This is a genomic window from Acidobacteriota bacterium (assembly GCA_016196035.1).
Lineage (GTDB): Bacteria > Acidobacteriota > Blastocatellia > RBC074 > RBC074 > JACPYM01.
This window is the reverse complement of the sequence record JACPYM010000023.1, coordinates 32,944-57,002: the sequence shown is the minus strand read 5'-3', so window position 1 is coordinate 57,002 and position 24,059 is coordinate 32,944. Positions and strand designations below refer to the sequence as shown.

Genomic DNA, 24,059 nt, shown 5'->3' with positions numbered 1-24,059 from the left:
CTGTTCCCCTGCCAAATTTAAGAGTTATGACTAAACAGTTTGTCCACCTACATCTGCACACTGATTATAGCTTGCTTGATGGGGCCATCAAGATCGGTCCGCTTGCTAAGCGAGCGGCAGAGATGCAAATGCCCGCAGTGGCGATTACCGACCACGGGAATCTTTATGGCTCACTCTCCTTTTACCACAAAATGAAAGCTGTGGGTGTGAAGCCCATTATTGGAATTGAAGCCTATATCACACGAGGTAGCAGGCATGATCGTGGTAACGATAATTTACAGCCAGGCGAAAAAGGCACGAATCATATTGTGCTTTTGGCCAAAGACCTTGAGGGGTATCACAATTTAGTCAAGCTTTCTTCCTTCGCTTTTACTGAAGGTTTCTGGCGCAAGCCAAGGATTGATAAGGAATTGTTGGCTCAGCACAGCGCTGGCCTGATTGGATTGTCAGCCTGTATTAGCGGTGTCCCGCCAGCCCTTCTTTTACGCGACAAATTTGATGAGGCCGTGGCTGCTGCGACTGAATTTCAAGACATCCTCGGCAAAGGAAATTACTACTTGGAAATTCAGGAGCATGGGCTTGATGCACAGCGCCGTATCCGAAAGCCCATGGTTGAGTTATCAAAGAAGACGGGTGTGCCGTTGGTTGGCACGAACGACTCCCATTACTTAAATGCGGCGGATGTGAAGGCGCACGATGCGCTGCTTTGTATTGGCCGTGGCAAAAAGATCAGCGAAATCAGTACCCCGATATATGGGACTCCCAATTTTTACTTCACTAGCGCGGACGAGATGTGGGGACTTTTTGGCGAAGAACCTCAGCTTTTACAGAATACCTTGGAGATCGCCGAAAAATGCAACTTGGAATTTCCGAAAACCATTGATCAGGTTCCTGTTTACCCCGTACCGGAAGGGTTCACCATTGAAAGCTATTTTGAGAAGACTGCTTGGGATGGATTCGAAACAAGGTATCAAGAGGTTTGGCTGGCTTTAGAGGGTGCCGGGTCGTTGCGCTACTCCGTGACGAAATATAAGGAGCGCTTGGCCCACGAGATCGCTACGATTAAAAAGATGGGGTTTCCCGGATATTTTCTGATTGTCTGGGACTTCATAAACTACGCGAAGAAAAATGGAATACCTGTAGGACCAGGAAGAGGTTCTGCTGCTGGCAGCTTGGTCGCGTATTGCATGAAGATCACGGACGTTGACCCGCTTCAGTATGATCTACTCTTCGAGCGATTTCTGAATCCGGAGCGCGTAAGTATGCCAGACGTTGACGTTGATTTCTGTGTGCGAGGGCGCGCTGAAGTCATAAATTACGTGAGCGACCTTTACGGGCGTCAAAATGTAGCTCAAATCATCACTTTTGGGACAATGGCATCACGCGCAGTCGTTAAGGATGTTGGTCGGGTTTTGGGAATGGATTATGGCGAGGTGGAAAAAGTCGCCAAGATGATCCCACCACCTGTACGTGGTCGGAACGTTTCTATTGAGGATGCGATTGCTCAAAATCCTGACTTGAAGCAGGCCATTGAAACCAACGAGAAGGTTGCTGAGTTGATTGAAGTAGCGCGTAAGTTGGAAGGTAACGCGCGGCACACCTCCGTTCACGCTGCCGGCGTGGTCATCTCCCCTAGGCCTATTCATGAATTGATCCCGGTCTGCAAAGGGCAGAACGACGAGCTCACCACGCAATTTGTCATGTCCGATCTTGAAAAGACGGGCATGCTCAAGATGGACTTTTTGGCGTTGACGACGTTGACGATTATCGAAGACTGTCTGCGCTCGATTGAACGGGAGCATGGACATCGGCCAGACTTGGCCAAGATACCCTTAAATGATGAAAAGTCCCTGAAGCTATTCTCTGACGGATTGCTGAATGCGGTGTTCCAGTTTGAAAGCTCCGGCATGGTCGAAATTTGCCGGAAGATGCGTCCGCAAGGATTGGAGGATCTTTCTGCGCTCAACGCGCTTTATCGCCCTGGCCCACTCGATGGTGGCATGGTGGACGATTACATTGACCGTCGGCACGGACGCAAAAAAGTTACCTATATTGTGCCGCAAATGAAGGACATCCTGGAAAATACCTATGGCATTCTCGTTTACCAGGAACAGATCATGCAGTTGGCGCAAAAGCTGGCAGGCTACTCGCTAGGCGAAGCTGACCTGATGCGCCGGGCCATGGGCAAAAAGAAGAAGGAAGAGATGGCGGCCCACGAAGAGAAATTTATCAATGGCACCATTGAGCGTGGGATTGCCAAGGAGAAAGCCGCCACTGTCTTTAACTTGATGGCGCAGTTTGCCGATTATGGATTTAACCGCTCGCATTCGTTTGCTTACGCATACCTTGCCTATCAAACAGCCTTTCTCAAAGCCCACTACCCTACTCATTTTTACGCGGCAGTGCTCTCCAACGAAGCCTCGAACACCGAGAAATTATCGCGTTATATCAGTGAGATGAAGTCCTTTGGAATTCAGGTTCTGCCACCGGATGTCAATACCAGTCACGAAGGCTTTACGGCGGTCGGCAATGCCGTTCGGTTCGGGTTGGCGGCGATCAAGGGCATCGGTTCCAGTGCTGTGCAGATGATTATTCAGGCACGCGCCGATGGGCCATTCCGCTCAATTTTTGATTTTGCTGAACGTGTTGATTCACGGGCTGCGAACAAGCGCGTCTTTGAATCGCTAATCAAAGCGGGGGCCTTCGATTTTCAAGCGGCCAATCGTGCGGCGATGTTGGCCGCAGTGGATCGTGCGATTGAAAATGGCACTCGGGCACAAAAGGATAAGGCCTCCGGGCAAACAGGATTATTCGCTGTTTTTACCGAGGCTGATAATCCTGAATCAGTTGATCCACCATTGACTGAAGTCAAGCCCTGGAGCCGTAGGGAGCTGCTGGCATACGAAAAAGATGCACTAGGATTCTATGCCAGTGGGCACCCCTTAGAAGACTACTCCGAATCCATCCAAAGCCTGACGAACACGGATGCTGGAAACCTCACCGAGCGTGAAGATGGCGAGATCATCGCGTTGGGCGGCATGGTTGTTGATTTGGCGATCAAGACCACCAAGAAGGGTGACCGCTTTGCATTGTTTCGCATTGAAGATCAATTCGGTTCGATCAAGATTGTTTGCTGGCCAGAATCTTTCAACAGGTACAAGACCTTATTGCAAACAGACATGGTGTTGCTCGTGAAAGGGAAGTTGGAATTGACTGACGAAGGTGCGGCAACCATTTTTGCCCAAGAGATTCAACAATTGGAAAACGCGCGGGCTGGGGTGGCCAAAGCCTTTGTGGTTAAGCTGCCAGAAGAGACAGTTGGCGATGATTTGTTGGCCGAGTTGGGCGAATTGCTAGGTGCGCGCCAAGGCCCTACGCCCGTTTTCTTTGATCTGAAAACGGCAGAACAGTCGCTGATTCGCGTGCGGGCAAATCAGTTTTTACGAGTGCAGGTGACCCCAAAGTTGATCGAGGGCATTGGGCAAATCTGTTCGAAATGGGAAGTCGTGCTTGAGTAAATTGTCAAAGCGAAGGAGTGCGAGTGAGCTTACAAGTCGTTGAGCCTTTGAATCAAGAACCGATGCAACGGGTGCAGTTAGCCCGCCACGAGCGTCGCCCCTATGCGTTGGATTTTATCGAACGCATCTTTACCGATTTTCAGGAAGTGCACGGTGACCGAAAGTGCCTGGATGATGCTGCGATTGTCGCGGGGATGGCCAAACTTGATGGCCGCCCGGTCGCCATCATTGCGCATCAGAAAGGCCGCCACGTTAAAGAACGGCAAGAACGCAATTTCGGTATGCCCAAACCGGATGGCTACCGCAAGGCCTTGCGTGTGATGAAGCTGGCTGAAAAGTTCAATCGCCCGATCTTTACTCTGATTGACACGCCCGGCGCTTTTCCTGGTTTGGACGCCGAAGAGCGCGGGCAAGGGGAGGCCATCGCGTTGAACTTGCGCGAGATGTCCAAGCTCAAGGTTCCGGTGATTGTCACCATAACAGGTGAGGGCGGTTCTGGCGGTGCGTTGGCAATAGGCGTGGGCGACCGGGTGAACATTCTGGAAAACGCGGTCTATTCCGTTATTACCCCGGAAGGCTGTGCCGCGATTCTATGGAAAGATGCTGGACAGTCGGCGCATGCGGCGGCGGGAATGAAAATGACTGCCCCCGACTTGGCTGAAGCCGGGATTGTTGATGAGATTATTCAAGAACCTGCTGGAGGCGCACACGAAGATTGGGATGCGGCAGCGTCCTTCCTTGCGGTAAGCCTGCGACAGTCACTTAGTGAAGTGGAAGAATTGAGCGTAGCGGAGCGAAACGCTCTTCGCTATAAAAAGTTTCGCTACATGGGGCAGTTTTTAGAGATTTAGTCGGGCTGAACAGACGCTGGTTCGGGCTGATTAGGCTGTATGTCGGCACGCCGACATACAGCCTAATTTCTTGAAACTAGAATGGTATTTCGTCGTCGTTGACGGGCGCGTCGAAGCCACTGTCGGGGGTAGCTGAGCGGGCGACTGGCTTGACAGTTGAAGGCGTTCCGCTCTCCTCGCCCTTGGCTCCGAGGAATTGAATGTCCGAAGCCGTTACTTCCAAAGCTGTGCGACGGTTGCCATCGCGGTCAGTATATTCAGTCTGACGCAAGCGGCCTTCAACATAGACTTGCTTGCCTTTTGAAAGATATTGGTTGGCAATTTCTGCTTGCCTGCGCCATACGGTAATCTTGAACCAGGTCGTTAGGTCCTGAAATTCGCCGGAAGCATCTTTACGCCGCTCGGTCGTAGCGACCGAGAAGTTACAGACCGCTTCACCGCTGGGGGTATAGCGAATCTCGGGGTCGCGCCCTAAATACCCTACGATGGTAATTTTATTGAAGGATGCCATTGGTTACTCTCCGATCATATTTGGGGTTGAAGGTTTCCGCCAAGTTGTTAGGGCGTGGGTTTCCCACTCCTGATGCGGGTGTTTGGTTTGGTTGCCGGTTGTGCTGGAGGCGTAAGGCTCTCCCCCAGCCGTGTTAATTCTTGCGTTGCCTGGCTAGCTTCTGGTGATGCGGGGTATCGGGCAATAACCGAACGTAAAGCGCCTACACCCTCTTCACGCCGTTCAAGTTGTAGTAGTAAGACGCCTTTTTTGAATGTGGTTGATGCCCCGCGATCAGAGTTAGGGTAATCAATCAGCAAGCGCTCGTATTCACGTAATGCCTCAGCGATTTTGCCTTGTGCAGTCAGGCTCTCGGCTATCCAAAAGAGCGCATTGTCGGCAGCTTCCGTTTGACCATAGCCATTGAGGTAGCGGCGGAAATTGGCAATTGCCTGATCGTATTTACCCTGACTAAATTGGTTGTAGGCGAATGAGTAAAGTTGTTCAGGCCCAGTAATAGTCGGAACCGCGTCAGCCTGTTTCTTCTCACGTTCGCGTTGTTCCTCATTTACTGTGTCCAACCGGTGCTGGTACTGCTCGACAGTGCTTTTAAGCCCCTGAACCTGCTGGCCTAGTTGATTGAACTTCTGCTCATTGGTAGTCAACTGATCAATGATTTTATTCAATCGGGCGTTTGTGCCGGCAAGATTGTTGGTTTGTGAGGTTTGGGTCGTCTTAAAACTTTCCTCAATGCCAGCTAAGATGCGTTGTGAACCTTCCGATGAATCGGCAAGCTTTTGTAAGGATGCGTTAGATTGGCCTTGTGCCTTATCGAAAGACTCTTGTAAATCTCTCAACTGCCGCTGCAATACGAGCACTTCGCCCTGTAGCCGGATAATCAATTCTTTCTCTCCGCTGGCCGGAGAACTGGCACCCAAGAGGACGACCAAGGCCGATACTATGATCCAAGGCGCGTGTTCTTTCATATTCCCTCACTCCTGTAGTAAAAATGTGGTTGTTGGACTGTCTCTAAACAAGGGGTAAAAGATTTTGCCAGACGCTGGTTAGTATAATCGCTCCGAAGGGTTGCGTAAATGGTTTGTCTCGTTTATCAAAAGAACCTACCGAAAGTGACAACTGATGAAATGGAATTGTGCGGACTTGGTTAGTGGTGCAGATCAACAAAGGAGAACTTCCACGAAATCTAACCATGCTCAAACTACTGAATATCTCTAACCTCGCAGTCGTTGATAGCTTGCAAATCGAATTCGGCTCCGGCCTTAACATTTTGAGTGGGGAAACCGGCTCTGGCAAATCTATTGTCGTTGATGCCTTAGGTATCCTTTCTGGTAATCGGGTAACGCAAGAGCTTATTCGTACTGGCGAAGAAAAGGCGTTTGTGGAAGGGGTCATTGACATTGCAGGTAATACACCCTTGTTTGCATTACTCGCAGACGCCGGGATCGAGGTTGACAGCGATGAGATTGTCATTAAACGCGAGATATCTACTAGCGGTCGCGGGCGTGTCTTCGTAAATAATCAGTCTGCAACTCTTTCGCTGTTAAAGCAGGTACAACCCCATATCATAGACATTCATGGCCAAGGTGACCAACAGAGTCTGCTTGCATCTGAAAACCACCTGAGAATCTTTGATTCATTTATTAACGTAACAACGCTAAGGCATACAGTAGAAGCTGCTTATGAGCAAATCTTTGGCCTGGTTGGTGAACTGGAGTCTTCACAACGCTCCGAATCTGAGCGCTTGCAATTGCTCGACCTGCTTGAGTATCAACTGAAAGAAATTAAGAAGGCCAGTCTCATCCGAAATGAAGATGATTCTTTAGGGCAAGAGCGCAATATCCTGGCTAATGCTGAACGCCTAGCTATGCTTTGCGATGAGTCATATAGCATTCTTTATGACAATGAAGAATCTGCACTTTCTCAAATAAGCCAGGCTCAGCGACGCTTAGATGAGTTGGCACAAGTAGATATAACCTTTGAACAATATCGTGAGCAACTAGCAAGCATAAAATACACCTTAGAAGATATTGCTTATTTTATTAGGAATTATGCTGAGTCAGTTGAAGCTTCACCTGAGAGATTGCGAATAGTTGAGGACCGTCTTGTTGAAATTGAACGGTTAAAAAAGAAGTATGGCGGTTCAATCGAGTCAATACTTGAAACATTTAGCACTTTGGAGCTTAAATATGATGCGTTGAAAAATAACGATGTTAGAGCGCAAAGGCTAATTGACGAGATTAAGTCGGCCTTGGCATCGTATGCTTCAGTTGCTAATCAGCTAAGTGAACAACGTAAGGCTAACAGTAAGAAATTTGAGAAATTATCGGCTAGTGAACTAGCTCAAGTTGCGCTTGAACACGCACGTTTTAAGGTCAATTTTGAGCACTCCTTTCCTTCTGACATGAGAGACCGCCTCAGTCGCTTTTCAGTCGAATTGCACGCAAAAGGTGCAATTGGTCGGTTTGGGCAAGAAGCCATTGAATTTTATTTTTCAGCGAATACGGGTGAAGAATTAAGGCCAATTCGTGATGTTGCTTCAGGCGGCGAGTTGTCGCGGTTGATGTTGGTGTTAAAAACCATCATTGCCCCTACTCAGTTTCCCCGCACATTGATATTTGATGAAATTGACACGGGGATTGGGGGGCGCGTAGCGGATGCTGTTGGGATGCGCCTGAAGAAACTTGCGGCGACAAATCAGGTTCTTTGTGTTACGCACCAAGCGCAAATTGCCCGCTATGCTGACACGCATTTTCTGGTCAGTAAAGAAGTGGGAGAAAAACGTACAAAGACTTTTGTAGAGGCTTTAGGTCAGCAAGGAAAGATCGAAGAACTGGCACGCATGTTGGCGGGTACTGAAATCACTGTGACCGCGAAGAAACATGCGCGTGAGCTATTGAAATCACGTTAAGACTTAGCCTCGTTGCCAGATCGGATTTCGTTTTGCATAATCAATCTATGCTGGTCTGATAAAGTCTGTGGGTCTGAACTATGAAGAAGCTATACCTGGAAACATTCGGCTGCCAAATGAACGTGCACGATAGCGAAAAAGCAGCCTTTATCTTAGGTGAAGCCGGATATGAGTTGACTGAGCAGTCTGCCGAAGCCGATTTGATCTTGCTCAATACGTGTATGGTCAGGGAAAAGGCCGCACGTAAAGTATATAGCCGTATTGGGGAATTTAAGTCTGCGCGGCGAAAGCAAGGAACGAAAAAGCCTCTCCCGATTTTTGGCGTAATGGGATGTGTGGCACAAGCCGAGGCAGATCGTTTATTTGCGCGTAGCCAGGATGTGCGCTTGGTCCTCGGCACTCAAGCTATCAGTAAATTGCCTGAATTAGTCGGGCAGTTAGAACAAGGATTTCCACGAGCGATTGATGTGCGATTGAGTAAAGACGCTGAGTTTTTTGAATTGCAGGCTGATTCACGTCTTACCGAACACATCGCGTACCTCACGATAACCGAAGGGTGCAATAAATTTTGCTCGTTCTGCATCGTGCCGTTTACGCGCGGGCGTGAGCGCAGCCGGTCGGCTGACAGCATCGTTGAGGAAGCGTCGCGCTTGGCTGGACAAGGGTACAAAGAAATTCACTTGCTTGGTCAAAACGTGAATAGCTACGGTTTAAGCGGGCGCTTGACCAGTTCCTTGTCCCAGAAGAATCAGGCACTACCACCAGATCAGGTCACCTTCGCTCGCTTGCTAGAACGTGTCGCCCTTGAAAGCGGCGTTCCTCGTATTAAGTTCACGACGTCTTACCCGCGTGATTTTGGCGCTGATATAGTTTCGGCAATTGAGAAGCACCATAACCTTTGCGCATGGGTACATCTGCCTGTGCAATCCGGTAGTGATCGTGTGCTACGAGCTATGCGGCGTGGCTATACGCGTAAGGATTATTTAGAAAAAATCGCCTTGATGCGGAACTCCAAGCTCGATTTTTCAATTACCGGTGACATTATCATTGGCTTTCCAGGTGAAACAGAAGAGGATTTTCAGCAAACCTTGAGCCTTGTGGCCGAGGTTGAATATGATGGCTTATATATCTTTAAATATTCGCCCCGGCCAAAAACCCCGGCAGCTACCTATACTGACACCGTTGCAGAGGAAACGAAGACAGATCGCTTCGTGCGCTTGCAGGAGTTACAATCTCGTATTCAAAAGCAGCGCTATGCCAGGTATTTAGGCAAAGTAGTTGAAGTTCTAGTTGAAGGAGAAAGCGTGCGTTCTGACAATGAATACACAGGACATACCCGCTGTAATAAGGTGGTTAATTTCCCTAAAACTGCCGGTGCTCTTGGGGAATTGGTACAGGTTGTGATTGATGGTGTCAGCGCAAATAGTTTGCGGGGCGTAATTACCCTGAACAGTGAAGCCAAAGAAATTATCTAAGGCGCAATTATGACCATAGAGCAACCTAGGGTTAAGCAGGCAGTGTTGGATGCGATGGAGAAAAGGAGTATCTGATATGGAAAGAGAGATGAAGATACGCGGCTTATTGATGGACCCGACCACCAACTCGCCAATCGTTCTGCTCAAGGACCTGGAAAGCGAAATGATGCTGCCTATTTGGGTTGGCCCCTTTGAGGCGAATTCAATCGCTTCTGAGATAGAGAAAATAGCCCCTCAACGCCCGATGACGCACGACCTTTTAAAGAATGTCATCACTGAACTGGGTGGCTATATTAAGCGTGTAATCGTAACTGAATTAAAAGACAACACCTTTTATGCGGTAATCGAAGTTGCGGTAAACGATTCAGACGTTTTTATTGACTCTCGTCCCAGTGACGCAATCGCGCTGGCTTTGCGGGCCGATTGTCCTATTTTTGTGCGCGAAGAAGTAATTCAAGCGTCACATCACGCCCAAGCTGAGAATTCAGATGAAGATTTAGACGCCGATGAAGAGGTCGAATGGCCTGAGGAAATAGGTGATATTAGCGATTATAAGATGTAGTATTTCATAGAGATAAGATGAGTAACTCGAAGGGCAGTTGACAGCACTCTCCAGGATGACATAGGATTATGCCGCAGTTTGAATTCCACCCTTTTATTAGCATTTAGCAGTTAAAGCAGATTTCAATAGGCCCGTCTTTATTAGGTAGCGGGGGAGCAAGCCGTTGCAAGGATTAAAGATTGCCATTGCCAACCAAAAAGGCGGTGTTGGGAAAACCACAACCGCGCTTAATTTGGCGGCCGCTATGGCTCAAAAAGGGAAGCGAGTGCTTTTGGCTGATCTTGATCCTCAGGCCAACAGTACCATTTCTTTCCTTGACTTACAGGAAGTTGATCTCTCAGCTTATGATTTATTGACTGAGCCTTCATTACCTTTTTCCGAAGTCGTCAAGCGCACCAAAATCGAGACCCTTGATATATTGCCGGCTCGGATCAGCCTAGCTAAACTCGAAGGCAAATTGGTTGGGGAACTTGATGCACCTTTCCGGCTCAAAGATCGGCTTGACCCGGTCACGCGCAATTATGATGTCGTCGTGATTGATACCCCGCCCACTCTTGGTCTCATCACGGTGAATGCATTAGTGGCCTCCACGCATCTTATTATCCCGATTCAGTCGTCCTACTTTGCACTTGAAGGAACAGACGATCTGTTGGAAACAGTAGAGCGCATTAAAGCGCGCCCAAATCCGCAGCTAGAAGTCTTAGGTGTGCTAGTGACTTTGCATGATAAGCGAACGACACTATCAAAAGACATTTTCGATCAAATCTGCCAGGTGTTCGGAGATAAAGTATTTGAGACTACCATCTCACGTTCCGTGAGATTGGAAGAGAGCCCTGCGTACCGCGAATCCATTTTCACCTTCGCACCCAACTCCAGTGGTGCTATCGAATACGCTAAACTTTGCGAAGAGGTATTACGTCGTGTCAGTTAAACGAGGATTGCCAACGACTTTAAAGATGCGGCACGATCGCCATTATGTGGAAGAGTTGGCTTCCTTACGGGGAGCGCCGATTGGTCGCATGATTCCGATTGACCGGCTTGAACCAAATCCGCAACAGCCAAGGATTGAATTCGGCGACCTCGAAGAATTGATTGCTTCGATCCGTGAAAAAGGCGTTTTGGAACCATTGTTGGTGCGTCCCTCGCAAGTCGGCGGGCGGTTCATGATCATTTCAGGCGAGCGGCGCTTTCGGGCAGCGCGGGAAGTCGGCTTGACCGAACTCCCCTGTATCGAAATGGACGTAGACGACCGCGCCGTCGCCGAGATTGCGCTCATTGAGAACCTGCAACGTAAGGACCTCACCGCCTTTGAAGAAGCTGAGGGCTTACAGGTATTGGCTGAGCGCTTTGACTACACCCATGACGAAATTGCCAAAAAAATTGGCAAGTCGCGTTCGACGGTCACTGAAGCGCTTACCATTGCCACCCTGCCGAACGATGTAAAGGAGCAATGTCGTCGTGCCGACATTAGCTCTAAGTCGCTGCTCTTACAAGTAGTTCGCCAGCCGAATATAGAAATTATGCGCCAATTTGTCACGCGCATTGCCGAGCAAGGTTTGACGCGTGATGAGGCGCGCAAAGCCCGTTCAAAAAAACAGCCCCGCTCACAACCATTTGTTTACCGCTACCAAGCTGCCAATCGGGAATTCGTGTTGGAAGTAAAGTTCAAGCGTTCCAGTGTATCTCGTGACGAATTGATGAAGGCAATGCAAGTTGCATTGGAAGATGCCGAGCAGCGCACTGAATGACAACTGCAAAAACTGCAAGGGCTGTTCTATTATGTTGCTACAGCCGATAGCAGGTGATGTCCTACTAGCAAGTTGCGTTTACAAAATCAGCCACAGAGGCACAGAGGCACAGAGGCACAGAGGCACAGAGGCACAGAGGCGAAGCACAAGGATTGGCGAGATTGCTCAAAAATACTCTGTGCCTCTGTGGCTGATTTGAAGTCTTCACTGAATTGCAACTTTTTATCAGGACACTACTCGATAGCATAACGTCTTGATTTGTCCTGACAGCCACAGTTGATTCACTCCAATCATTTAAGCTCACGTCGGTGCCGTTACTTGACGCATATGCTTTTCATATTCAGGTACCTGAGAGGGCGAGCTTTGCTTTTACCTGTCACGCATCATCCCTATAATGGCCGCTAGTCATAGGAGGTTCAACGATGCGTTTCTCTCGACTTTTCCTTTGGGCGATTAGTGCTGTTCTCAGCCTTGTTGCAGTTACATGGGCCACTTCCCGTTACCCGGACAGTGATGTTCGGCCCGGCCATTTCCAAATAGAACCAACGCAAGACCCTGGCACAGCCGCAGATGCTTATGCTGGCCGGCTAAATGAATTTGTGCTGGACGGTACCGAGTCTTGTGTCGAAATCAAGAAAGGCAGCAGCGGTGTTCGCCCCGAACTCGCTGCCATCACCAATGCCGCCGACTTTACCAATCGCATTGCTCCAGGCGGGTTGGCGGTTTTATGGGGAACACGTTTTACCGAAATTGGAGAAGAGTATGCAGCCACTAGCACGCCGCTGGCGCGCTTGCTGGGCAGGGTGCAGGTTTTGTGGCGCGCGGCGGATTGGGACAGCACCATCTCCGGTTCGCAGAATCGTTGTGGTTGGCGGGCGGCGCCGTTGTTGTATGTCGGTCCCAATCAGATCAATTTTCAGGTGCCGATGTTTTTTTATAAGCCGTTCAGCGAAGAAGACGGCAATGGTTACAGCCGGTTTGCCAACTTTGAAGGCCGCGATTACGAATTTATTGTGTTGGCTGTGTTGCGTGATGGCGTGACCAAAGTTAGCTCGAACACGTTTAAGCTAAAGGTCAATTCGCATGCGCCGGAATTCTTTACGAACGGGTTGGTTGAATATCCTGGCTGGCAGACCCCGGCGCTGGTCAAGCCGGGCCAAGTGATGGTGGCGACGCTCACCGGTCTCGGCAAAATCTCCGATCATGAACCTGAGGGCTATGCTGCGCCGACACCACCGTGGACGACGCCGTATCTGACTTACGTCGAGTATCGTAACAGCAGCGGTGCGCGTCTGTTGCGCGCCGGGTATCTGTTTGCCGGGCGTATGCCGGGGCTGGTCGGCGTGGATCAAGTAAATTTTGCGGTGCCATATTTGCCACTGAGCGCCGGGCAGCTTGTCTCGATTCATATCTGCACTGGTTCCGATGATGCAGATCGTTGCAGTGAGAAAGGCCAAGTGTTTACCTACCAAACGCCCTGAAAGGCCTGCCGCAAGCCGTGCTACAGATCAAGTCGATTGGGAATATGAATATTGGCGGCAAGTAGGCTCCAAATGAAAAGCGGCAGCGCCAGATGTTCTGGCGCTGCCGCTTTTCCGATGACCCCACGACTTGTTACTGACGCGGATTACGAATTGAATAATCCGGCCAGCATTGCAGGTCGTTCCAATCCTCAAACCCGCCGCGCCCAAATCCACCCAAGGCCGGCGTAGTTGGCGCTGGCTGGGCAAATTTGGGATCGAGAATTTTGGCAATTTGATCACGCGCGTCTTCCAAATGCGCGCGTGTCGCGCGTTCGGTGGCACGGGGGATGGCCCGTGTAACTTCGGCGCTTAGCGCGCGCAACTCACCGCGAATGAGCGGGCGTTGTTCGTCGGTCACCGCGTTACGACCATTTAGTTTTTCGGCCAAGACTTCCAGGTAGGTGCGTTGCAAATTGCGGCGGAACACCTCAACTTTCAACGCGCCTGTGCCGTTCAACTCGCTCCACACGCCTTTGCGCAGATCGGCCAGCATATCAACAGCGCGATAAGCCTTGTTACCGTCCAACGCCTCTTGCTCGGTTAACCGGGCAAAGCGCGCAGAACTCAGTAATTGATTGAGTAAGCCCTGCTGTGCGGTCTTGAGGCGATCTGTGACGCCGTTGGTTTCAATGCGCCGCAAAATTTCAGGCTTGACCATCCACATTGGCGTGGTGAAAGCATTGTCATTCAGGAAACGCACGGCTTCGGCTTGTTTCTCTTTGGGCACTGGCGTGAACAACACACCTTGCTGACCGATGTGTTTTTGCTGTGACCAGAACCCGCCCACTAACTGGGTGACGTGTCCCATCTCCAACCGCCATTGGCCGAGCATCCGGCCATACAATTCATCCAGCTCATCGTATGGTTCGCCCGTTTCAGTCGAAGAAGCGGCCAGCAGCATATTCGCCACGCGCTTCAGATTCTTCACGCCGAATTCAGTGGCTTTGACGGCGTCGGCATCGCCCACTGCTTCGGTATTTTCGCCTGGGTCGGCACCGCGCGATTTAGCTGTCGAGAAACGCAGCCAGGGCGTACTGTCTTGCGCACACGCCCATTGATCCAGCGTCTTTTTCTCGGCGTCGGCGGAACCGGCTTCGGGGATGGGTTTGTAACCCCACATCGTCGCCCATTTGTCATACGGCCCGATTTTGGGGATCAGGTCTTCGACGGCAATTTTGTCTTCGGGTTGCGCGACATAATTGAAGCGGGAGTAATCCATCAACGTCGGCGTGTGGCCCATTTTCTTGACCCATTCGCGGTCGTGGACTTTTTCAATTGGATACAGCGAACTGGCTTTCATATTGTGTTGAAACCCGAGCGTGTGCCCGACTTCGTGCGCGACGACATAACGGATCAACTCGCCCATCAGGTCATCCGGGAAGGGAAGTTTCTGCGCGCGCGGATCGAGTGGGCCAACCTGCGTGAAGTACCAGTCGCGCGCCAGGTTCATCACGTTGTGATAGAACTGGATGTCCGATTCCAAAATCTCGCCCGTGCGCGGGTCGTGAATGTGCGGCCCTGAAGCGTTTTCAATCGTGGACGGCAGCCAGCGAATCACCGAGTAACGCGCATCTTCAGGGCTCCAATCGGGATCATCTTTGGGTGCCTCCATTGCGATGATGGCGCGTTTGAATCCGGCTTCTTCAAAGGCCGGTTGCCAATCCTCGATGCCTTTTTTCAAGTAGGGAACCCATTTCGTCGGCGTGGCCGGGTCAATGTAATAGATGATCGGTTTAACTGGTTCTGATAACGCTAGGCTTGGGTCTTTCTTTTCCAAACGCCAGCGCGTAATGAAGGTGCGTTGCGGCGCACGATGTTCGTCTTTGCTGTAATCCATCTGCCGTGTCGTGAAGTAGCCGACGCGCTCATCGAACAGGCGTGGCTGCATCGGCTTCTCAGGCAGTTTGACCATCGAGTAATGCATCACCACCGAAGCGCTGCCCGTGCCCATGCCTGCGCCTTGAAAGGGGTTGGGCGGCGCGGCGGGGCCTGCGGGTGTGGCATCGGCTGGATTGCTGAACGTATGCGTCGCTTCGATCTCGATGTTGGTGGGGAAGGAAACGGTGCGTTCGAGGAATGAACGGGAGGCGTCGAACACGCGCGCGCGCAAGCGTGCTTTCGCGTTGAATTCGGTGACTTCAGTCGTGAAAAGCCGCGTCACTTCAATCACTGGCGCATCATCTTTGCCGAGGGCTTCGACAAAGAACGACATGATGATGGCGTTGTTATTGGCCGCCTGCACGGCCTTGGCTACCGGCTCTTTCGGGTCGGCGACCACTTCATACGAAACGCTGCGCAACAGCACACGATTGTCGCGACGCTCCCATTTGACGACGCGATTGCCCATCGCCTGGCCGCCATAGCCCACACCCAACGTTGTGCGCGCGATCTGGCTGACCCACAAAAATTCCTTGCCCAGTTCCTGCTTGGGGATTTCGTAATAGAGCTTGTCCTTGATGCGATGCACGGTGAAGACGCCTTCATCCGATTTGGCCTCTTTAGTGATGACCTTGTCATAGGGTTTGATTTCCGGTTCACGTTGCTGGCCGAAACCGCCGCCCGCCGCGCCAGCCGGGCGTTCCTGGCCGCCGCCTGCGGGTGGGTCTTGCGCCAAAACGCCCGCGCCGCCCGCGAGTGCCATGCCGATGGCCCCGCCGAGCAGTAACGCATAACATTGCCTGGCAATCTTTTTCATAGGTGAATTCCTTCTTCGAATTTGTTTGAGAGTTGTTAGTGAAAGTCCATGCGAACGCGCGCAGCATACTTGATACAAGCGTAAGAGGGAAAGCACGCCAACGGCTGAAGGATGGCAACTCCTACAAAATTTCGTGTAACGTCTAAGGTTGCAACAGGTGTTCTTAGAAGGACGTGCGACATTCGCTGGTGTAGCGCAACCCTGCCGAGGTTGCGCGGCTTCAGGCACTTCTACCTGAGCCGCCAGTTGAACTGTCAGTTAAGTAAGCGCGGAAGCCGCGCAACCTCGGCAGGGTTGCGCTACTGACACCGTGCCGTCTATTGATTCGTTGTGTCGCAACTTCAAAGAAAAGATTGACGAACATCCTTTTGTGCGCGCCCCTTTGACAATCCTGCGACGCGCCAGTATTTTCGGTCAGTCCAATTCTCAATTTATCGGTAGGCAGATCGTGAACCTTTACTTTTCCTTTCCACATACGTCCGAACAACCAAGCGCCAAATGCCGCGCATTGACGATGTGTTGTTGTTGTAAGGCTAAAGCCAAGTGGAACTGGTCGCCTAAGCGCCGCATCACGCAGAATTGAGATGCCGCACGGATTTAGCAAAAGCGCCCCGGTTCCAACCACAGGAGCCGGGGCGCTTTGCTTTGTGCGCAGGGCAATCACACTTTCAGGAGCATCATGAACGCGATTTCAGTTAAGGCAGAAAAATCAAGCGCCCCCTCATTGGCAGTCCAACCTCTCGCTGTGCAACCGCTCTCTCCCACCATCGAAGCAGAGTTGGCGCTGTACCAAAAGCAAATCAAAAAATACCGCGCCGGTGAACTGGGTGAAACCAAGATGCAAAAGTTCCGCCTACAGTTCGGTACCTATGCCCAACGGCAAGATGGCGTGCAGATGCAACGCATCAAAATCCCGGGCGGTTATTTGAATGCCGACCAATTGACGCGCCTGGCCGATACCGCCGACCGCTATGCCAGCGGTTTTATCCATTTCACCACGCGCGAAGACGCCCAGCTTTATTACTTGCAATTAGAAGACGCGCCCGCCTTGCTGCGCGAACTCGCCGAAGTCGGGATCACCACGCGCGAGGCTTGCGGCAATACCGTGCGCAACATCACGGCCTGTTACCGCGCAGGCGTTGCGCACGACGAAGTCTTCAACGTTTACCCCTACGCCCAAGCGTTGTTTAAGTTTTTGCTGCGCAACAAACACAACCAGAACATGGGGCGCAAAATGAAATTCGCCTTTGAAGGTTGCGCCGCGGACCACTCCGCGCTGGCCTTTCACGATCTGGGTTTTCACGCCGTCATCCGCGAAGAGAACGGGCAGGTGCAACGCGGCTTCCGCGTGCACGTCGGCGGCGGCATGGGCAGCGGCCCGCACCTTGCGCACATTTACAGCGACTTCCTGCCGGTCGAAGAGCTGTTCAATTTCACGACGGCGGTGATTCGCATCTTCGATCGCTACGGCGAGCGCAAGCAGCGGATGAAAGCGCGCCTGAAGTTTCTGGTGCAATCCATGGGCTGGGAAAAGTTTCGCGCGGCGGTGGATGCCGAACGTGCGGCCCTCGATCCGCTGCCGCCGTTGACAGATTTTTTGGAAGCAGCCACCACACCGGTGCTGGCCGAAACTGCGACCTCGCTCAACGTGCTGAACCCACTGACGAATGACCTGCAGTATCAGCAATGGGCGCGCGATTCGGTCATCGCCCATCGCGTCGAAAACCTGCGCGGCGTGCACGTGCGCACCAAGTTCGGTGACCTTACGTCTGATAACGCCCGTGCATTAGCTGACCTCGCGCGCCGATACAGCGCTGGCGAACTGCGCGTTTCGATTGAACAAAATCTATTTCTGCCCTGGGTGCGTGTGACTGACTTGCCGGGATTGTACGCCGCGCTCAAAACCGTTGCGCTGGCGGATGCCGGAGCCGAAACCATCGCCGATGTGACGGCTTGCCCCGGCGCTGACACCTGCCGCCTGGGCATCGCCTCGGCCAAAGGGCTGGGTACAGCTATTTCCGATTCGTTTTTCAACGGCAAGCTCGCGCCGCATTTTGAAGCGCACCGCGACTTGCGCATCAAAATCTCCGGCTGCCCGAATGGTTGCGCACAACACGCCGTGGCCAACATCGGCTTTCACGCCGCTGCCGTCACACAGAACGGACACAATCTGCCCGCGCATCTGCTTTTCCTGGGCGGCCAAGCCAATCACGGCAAGCCGCGCGCGGCCAAAGTCTTTGGCCGCTTCCCAGCCCGCAATGCCATCAACGTCGTCGAAGCCTTGCTGACTTTGCACGACACCGAAAAGCAACCGGGCGAGGATTTCAACGCCTTCCTCGCGCGCATCGGCGATCAGCGTGTGAAAGAAGCGCTTGAGCCGCACAAAGCGATCCCGGCCTTTGAGGACGATCCACAGTTTTATGACGATTATGGGCATGAGAATGAGCGCTTCACCGTGCGCTCCGGCGTGCGCGGCGAATGCGCTGGCACGACCATTGCCGAAGTCGTTCCCACCTTCGACAAAGCCCACACGCGGCTGGCGCAGACGGCGGCGTATATTCAACACGGCAACTACGAACAAGCCTTGCTCGAAGCTTATGAAGCCGCCGCCGCCGCCGCCCGCGTGCCGCTCTATCAAAAGCTGGTTGACCCGTTCACTTCGTTGGAAGCCTTGTGGGAATTTGAAAACCTGTTCGTGCTTTCCGGTCAAACCGGCGGTTCCTGGCACGCCTTGTCCGCCAGCTTCGAGAGCCTGAAAACCGACAGCCCCGCTGAACTCAGCGCGAACGCGGCGTTGGAGCAGGCGCAGGAATTTGTCAGTTACTGCGAAAAATTCGCTGCCGGTTGAAGGTGGTTTTTAGCTGGATAGCGGATTGTCGCCGCACAGTGTTCGGCATTTGGTTTACACCTGAATTGAGAGACTTGTGCCAATGGGGTTGTAGTTGTCAGCCCCTGTGGGCAAGCTTGACAGCCGAAAAGGAAAGAGGGGCTGGAAGATCATCTTCCAGCCCCTCTTTCCTTTGGTGGGATTCCCAACCTGCTAACAGCTTGGCGGGAAGATCGGGACCGTCACACTCGCCCCCGTCGTCAGCGTCAGCTTGTGCAAATTGTGTCCTTGATTGAAGGCGTTGGAACTGGTCGCCGCATTCGGGTTGAGATTCAAGGCCGCCCCTGAAATGGCTCCATCCGCTTGCGTGCCAATCTTGAGCCAGCCGCTGCGTCCCGCCGGGATGACCTGTTCAAAGCGTGGCGTCGTGCGCGGGAAAGCGCTCGAAATCACGCTGCGGAACTGACAGACGCCGGGCGAGAAGCTGAAGCTGAACGGCGATTCGGCATCGTCATACAGCACGCCGAAAACGCCCACGAGCGTGTTCGCGCCCGTCGCCAGATTGCCGCCGAGGCGGTTGACGACGAGCAAGGTGTTGTTGCCGTCGGCACGGCTGCCGATGTTCGAGAGCGCCAGTGTGCGCGGCAGGGCGTTGTACATCACCCCATCGAAATTCAGCGTGGCCGTTGGCGCATTCGGGTCGCAGGCCGCACCTGAATTCGGCAAAGCTGCGATGGCCTCCGCCGCCAGGTTGGCCTCGTGGCCCGAACTTAGCTTCACAAATTCGTCGCCGATCAGGAAGTTGTGACTGACGGGGCAACCCAGCCGATCCACCGCGACCGCGATTAGGTAACCTGTCGTGCCCGGATCAATGTCGGAGGCGAAGAAGGCCCCCGTCTGATTCGGTGTAAGACAGATGATGGAATCGGCAATCGAACATGAAGCGCCATCCACAAAGAAGAGGTGCACATAAATCGTGCGTATCGCATCGGTGTTGGTGATAGCCAAGCGCGTGTTTTGCCGGTTCGGATTGGCCGCGTCAGAGGCGTAAAGGTTGTAAACCAGAATGGAGCCGGGTTTTTGATCGCTGATTGCCGTCGCAGCCGGCTGCGCCAGACCCGGACCCGCCAGTGGGCAGTTGACTACTGCACAAGCCGTCACCGTCGCGGGCGGTCCACCTGCGAAGCTGACTGAAGAAGTGATGCACAGGTTTGTGCCGGAAACTACTCCATCAGCCACTTGCACGCGGTAGGTAATCGTCACTGATTGATTCGCCGCGATAGTGCCGCTCCAAGTGACAGTGCTGCTTGTCACGGTGCAATTCGCCAGATTGCAACTGCCGCTTACGCCTAGCAATTGCGTGGGCGAAGGAATATTCGCGGTGAAGGCCACGGCTTGTGGGACATTGGCCGTGTTGGAAACGACCGCTGTCACGTTCACCAGATTGCCTGGGCCGGTGCAGACGAGGGGATCGCTGACGCCGACCGTGAGGTTGTCAACGATCTGCGTGAGCGTGCCCACGCTGGGGTTGTAGTTCGCATCGCCGCTATATTCAGCCGTGATCGTGTGCACCCCCAAGGTAAGTGTTGATGTAGTGAAGCTCGCCGTGCCGGTGGCCCCATTCAATGCCACAGGCGCGCCTACTGCTACGCCATCAATCTTAAAGAGCACTGTTCCAGTTGTCGCTCCCACCGGAGCGACAGTCGCTGTGAACGTGACGGCTTGCCCGCGGATGGAGGGATTTGACGATGAGGCCAGGGTCGTTGCTGAATTCGCCTTCGTACAGACAGCCGGAGTAATTTCCAGCGAGAAGGCGCGCAAACTGCCGACGTCGCCAGGGCCTAAATCGAAGATCACCACTTGCCATTGACCGTTGCCGTTCTCGCCGGTGTATGCCGAGAGTGGCTGAATTGGGCGGAACGAGCCAGTGAAGGGGTTCTGGCCGGACGTGACACTTGAGAAAGCCGTGGCCGCGCTGTCGTCAAAGACAGTCTGGCACATATTCACGCCGGCATTGTTTCCATTGACCGGGGTCAGTTGAACGGCCGTGCCAGCAGGCGAAACCAGGAAGATCGCCAAATCGCCAACATAGGTATGGTCAATCCCCACAGTCGTCGAACCAGGTGTCGTATTACAACTTGTTCCGCCGATCGTGAATTTGACTTTGGAAACAGCGCTCGTCAATCCGCTGACGTTCAGCGGTACTGAGACGCCGGTGCCGCTGTTGTCAGGAATTGCCGCAGGCGCGCCCGCGTAGGTGAAAGTGCTTGGCGTCATGCCCGGCACTCCGGTTGGTACGATGATCGTATAGACCCTAGGGCTGGCCGGATCGTTATAGGTAACGGTCAACGTCAAGGTGATCTTGCTGCCGCATAGGAAGCCGGCGCCCACCCGGAAAGTGAACGGCGTGGTGTTGGTTTGTGTCGCGTTCACCGCGATGTTCGGGTATGCCGATGTGCCATTGAGAATCGTGACATTGGGCGTGGAGGTGGTCAGCGTCGCACTGATGCCCGTTGCCACCGCTTGCCCGATATTGGTGAAGGGCACCACGACTGAGCCGTCTTCGCCCGGATCAAGCACGCCATTGCCATTGTCAACAATGGGGGTAATCGTCTCGGTGCCTTTGGCCAGCGTGGCGAGTTGCGTCGTCGTGCCAGGGATATTGATTTCGAAAATGCCGCGCCCGTGTGTGGCCGCGCGCAGGAGGCGATTGTTGGATTGAATCGCCAGATCGAACACCGCCACGCGCGGCATCCCCGTCCCAAAGGGCAGCCAACTCGCGCCGCCGTCGGTCGAAGCGTAAACGCCAATATCCGTGCCTGCAAAAAGATTGCTCGGGTTTTGCCGGTCAATCACGAAGGCGTCAACGGGGACATCCGGAATCCCGCTGCCCGCTGGCGCCCAAGTGGGTGTGGCGGAATTCAGATCGGTTGTTTTCCAGATGTGCTGTCCCGCCGTGACGCCGAAACCCAGGAAGGTGACATAGGCCGTATTGCTGTTGGCCGGATCCACCGCCACGCGCCCGACGCCGCGCACCGGGAACGAAGCCGAGGTGACGTTGGTCAGGGTGGTCGCGCCGGTCGTCGTGGCGTAAACCCTGCCGTTGGTCAATCCGACCACGCGTACATTGTCGTTCTGCGGTGAAATGCCGATAGTCGAAATTGCCACGCCGGAGACAATCGGTTCCTGGCTGACTTTCGTCATCGTCGCGCCGTTATTCGATGAGCGATAAAGCACGTCCGAGCCAAAATACAACGTATTTGGATTGCCTGGCCCTAAGGTCATCGGCGCATAAAAGAGGATATTGGTGGCCGCGCAGGTCATCCCGTTCGGTGTGCCGGAGAAGCCGCAGCCAAAGAACGTCCAGCCGTTTTCCTGCGCGTTGGCCGTGTTGGTAATGCGGCCATAGCCCATCGCATTGGTCTGATTGAAATAGGTGTGATAGGCCGTCACCGACGTGTTGTCATAAGAGTTCTGATCAATTAACGCATAACCGCCGTCGCCGAAATCAGCCCGTATCCAGGTCGCATTGGGTTGGTAGAAATTCGTGCCGTTATCCTGCGTGCCGCCCATTGAGAAGTTACGGTCGCGCGGATGGACGGTGATAGATTGAAACTGGGTGGCGCTGAAGCCGGCGTTGTTAAGACTGCTCCAGGTTGCGCCCGTATCCGTGGATTTAAAAATGCCGCCGTCGTTGCCTTCGTACAAAATCGTGGGATCAGACGGGGCAAAGACGATGGCGTGATGATCGGCGTGCAAACCGGCGCCGCTTGAGGCGAAGGTGGTGCCGCCATTGGTCGAGCGGATGAAGGTGGTCGCGCCGCCGAGCAGAATGATGTTGGCATTGGCCGGGTGAAGCGCTGGCTCGTTGTCGTAGAAGCATTGCCCGCCGCAGAATCCGTTGGCTGCCGGCACCGTTGCGCCAAAAGTAGCACCACCATCCGTCGAGATGCGCATGCGGCCCGTGCTGCTTTCGGCGGTGGCGGCGATGACCGTCACCGTTGCTCCGACTTTGTTGATCGCCAGATCGCAACGCTGTGTCGCCGTTGCCGTGCCGAGCGTCAAGTTGCGCGTGAAAACGACACTGGCGGGCGTCGGATCAAGCGCATTGGTCGAACGATAAATGCCGCCATCGCCCGCGCCGTTGAAGCCCAGGACTGTGCAAACGATGTTGTTGGGATTGCCCGGCTCAAAGACGGCGTCGGGAATGCTGCGGTCGCCGCCATTGGACGTGTTGACCGTCAGCTTGCTGAAGGTGGGATTGGCCGCCAACGCATTGACGCTGCGATAAAGGCCGCGCGCCGGGACAGTCAGACCGGTGGTGCCGCCGCCATTGCCAGCGGTGCCGGAAGTCGTCGCGACAAAGATGATGTTGGGATCGGTCGGATGCACCAGAATCTTGCCGATAGAACGCCCGGTCATGACATCGGCGTTACTGGTGTCTTTGTTCAGCGGGCCTACCAATTGCGGCGTGGCGCTGTCAGCGTTTTTGATGACATAGACGCCCACGCCGAAAAAGCTGTCCCCCGAAAAATTGCCCTCACCCGTGCCGACAAAAACAGTGGTGGGATCAGAGGGGCTGATGGTCACGGCGCCGATGGCTAGTGACAACGCATCATCCATCAACGGCGTCCACGTTGTGCCGCCATTGAGCGAGCGGTAAACGCCGCCTTGCGCGGTGCCGACATACACGATGTTGGGATTGGTCGGATGCACGTCAATCGCCGTGACGCGCCCGCTGACCGGCACGACCGGCGTGGTTTGGCCGTTGGGAATGGGCGCGGGGCCGATGGGCGTCCAGGCCGCCAACAGTGAACCGGGGCGCGCTTGTTCTTGTATTTTTGCTTGATTGATCGCCGCGATACGCGGGTTGGCGCCTTCGGGATAAGGCAGACCGCGCACCATGCGAATGTATTCATCGCGTGCGCTCAAGTATTCGTCTTTTTCAATCGTGCCACGCGCAAAGGGGGGAAGATCGGCTTCGTCTTCCTCTTCGCCTTTCGCGGCGGCGGCATTTTTGGCCGGGCCTTGCTTCACGATTTGTTGCGCCAGCTTGGCCGCTGATTGCGCTTGAGTCTTGGCTGCGGCGGTGGCACGCGCGGCCCAACTGACAAAGCGATTCGAACCGGCCAGGGAAACAACCAGGGCTAGTGCGATGATGATCGGTGTCAGCCAACGCCAGGTTCGTGTGTGTAGTTTGTGCATTGCTTTCCTTTCTTCCTTTACTGATTGGCAAAGACCAGGTTGATGCTCAGGATCAACTTGCTGGTGAAACGGTTGTGCGTGATGAAGGTCGTTTCAGGCCGAGCCAGAGGGCCTCAAACTATTTTTGTTGTTATCCGAAAAGACCTGCCAGACGGCGGCCGAGTTGGCGTGCAACTCGAACCTTTGTCTGCGGCCGTGTGCTATCCGAAATGTTATTTGGGGCAAAAACAATAAGC

Annotated in this window: 13 protein-coding genes; 9 read left to right on the top strand and 4 right to left on the bottom strand. The window is 53.4% G+C overall.

Features of this window, described 5'->3' with window-relative positions:
* The first annotated feature begins 26 nt into the window (after window positions 1-26).
* Window positions 27-3,518, top strand: coding sequence for a DNA polymerase III subunit alpha (gene dnaE / locus HY011_08075; GenBank protein ID MBI3422883.1), 3,492 nt, complete (start codon window positions 27-29; stop codon window positions 3,516-3,518).
* Window positions 3,519-3,580: 62 nt separating this feature from the next.
* Window positions 3,581-4,369: an acetyl-CoA carboxylase carboxyl transferase subunit alpha gene (gene accA / locus HY011_08070; GenBank protein MBI3422882.1), complete on the top strand. Its 789-nt coding sequence runs from the start codon at window positions 3,581-3,583 to the stop codon at window positions 4,367-4,369.
* Between the two features lie 76 nt (window positions 4,370-4,445).
* On the opposite strand, the gene HY011_08065 is transcribed toward accA, so the two are convergent.
* Together HY011_08065 and HY011_08060 are read right to left on the bottom strand one after the other, a co-directional pair.
* Window positions 4,446-4,880 carry a single-stranded DNA-binding protein gene (locus HY011_08065; protein MBI3422881.1) on the bottom strand — a complete coding sequence of 145 codons (435 nt, stop codon included), beginning with the start codon at window positions 4,878-4,880 and terminating at the stop codon, window positions 4,446-4,448.
* 47 nt (window positions 4,881-4,927) lie between these two features.
* Window positions 4,928-5,845, bottom strand: a complete 918-nt coding sequence (locus HY011_08060) for a tetratricopeptide repeat protein (protein MBI3422880.1) — start codon at window positions 5,843-5,845, stop codon at window positions 4,928-4,930.
* Between the two features lie 224 nt (window positions 5,846-6,069).
* Between HY011_08060 and recN the strand changes: the two genes are divergently transcribed.
* From recN to HY011_08030, 6 genes are all read left to right on the top strand, one after another.
* The gene (gene recN, locus HY011_08055) at window positions 6,070-7,788 is read left to right on the top strand and encodes a DNA repair protein RecN (GenBank protein MBI3422879.1); all 1,719 of its coding nucleotides are present in this window, start codon (window positions 6,070-6,072) and stop codon (window positions 7,786-7,788) included.
* Window positions 7,789-7,868: 80 nt separating this feature from the next.
* Window positions 7,869-9,263, top strand: coding sequence for a tRNA (N6-isopentenyl adenosine(37)-C2)-methylthiotransferase MiaB (miaB, locus tag HY011_08050; GenBank protein ID MBI3422878.1), 1,395 nt, complete (start codon window positions 7,869-7,871; stop codon window positions 9,261-9,263).
* Between the two features lie 76 nt (window positions 9,264-9,339).
* Window positions 9,340-9,825 (top strand): bifunctional nuclease family protein, encoded by a 486-nt coding sequence (locus HY011_08045; GenBank protein MBI3422877.1) that lies wholly within the window; start codon window positions 9,340-9,342, stop codon window positions 9,823-9,825.
* Between the two features lie 163 nt (window positions 9,826-9,988).
* Window positions 9,989-10,756, top strand: a complete 768-nt coding sequence (locus HY011_08040) for a ParA family protein (protein ID MBI3422876.1) — start codon at window positions 9,989-9,991, stop codon at window positions 10,754-10,756.
* Between the two features lie 25 nt (window positions 10,757-10,781).
* On the top strand, window positions 10,782-11,573 hold the full coding sequence (locus HY011_08035; GenBank protein MBI3422875.1) for a ParB/RepB/Spo0J family partition protein: 792 nt from the start codon (window positions 10,782-10,784) through the stop codon (window positions 11,571-11,573).
* A gap of 599 nt (window positions 11,574-12,172) precedes the next feature.
* A complete protein-coding gene (locus HY011_08030) occupies window positions 12,173-13,054 on the top strand; it encodes a hypothetical protein (protein ID MBI3422874.1) in 882 nt (293 codons plus the stop codon).
* A 133-nt stretch (window positions 13,055-13,187) separates the two neighbouring features.
* On the opposite strand, the gene HY011_08025 is transcribed toward HY011_08030, so the two are convergent.
* Window positions 13,188-15,791: a zinc-dependent metalloprotease gene (locus tag HY011_08025; protein ID MBI3422873.1), complete on the bottom strand. Its 2,604-nt coding sequence runs from the start codon at window positions 15,789-15,791 to the stop codon at window positions 13,188-13,190.
* A gap of 724 nt (window positions 15,792-16,515) precedes the next feature.
* Here HY011_08025 and HY011_08020 point away from each other — a divergent pair.
* Window positions 16,516-18,639 carry a nitrite/sulfite reductase gene (locus HY011_08020; GenBank protein MBI3422872.1) on the top strand — a complete coding sequence of 708 codons (2,124 nt, stop codon included), beginning with the start codon at window positions 16,516-16,518 and terminating at the stop codon, window positions 18,637-18,639.
* Between the two features lie 192 nt (window positions 18,640-18,831).
* Here the strand turns inward: HY011_08020 and HY011_08015 are convergent, their stop codons facing one another.
* Complete coding sequence (locus HY011_08015; protein MBI3422871.1) at window positions 18,832-23,823, bottom strand: Ig-like domain repeat protein; 4,992 nt, start codon at window positions 23,821-23,823, stop codon at window positions 18,832-18,834.
* Between the last annotated feature and the right edge of the window lie 236 nt (window positions 23,824-24,059).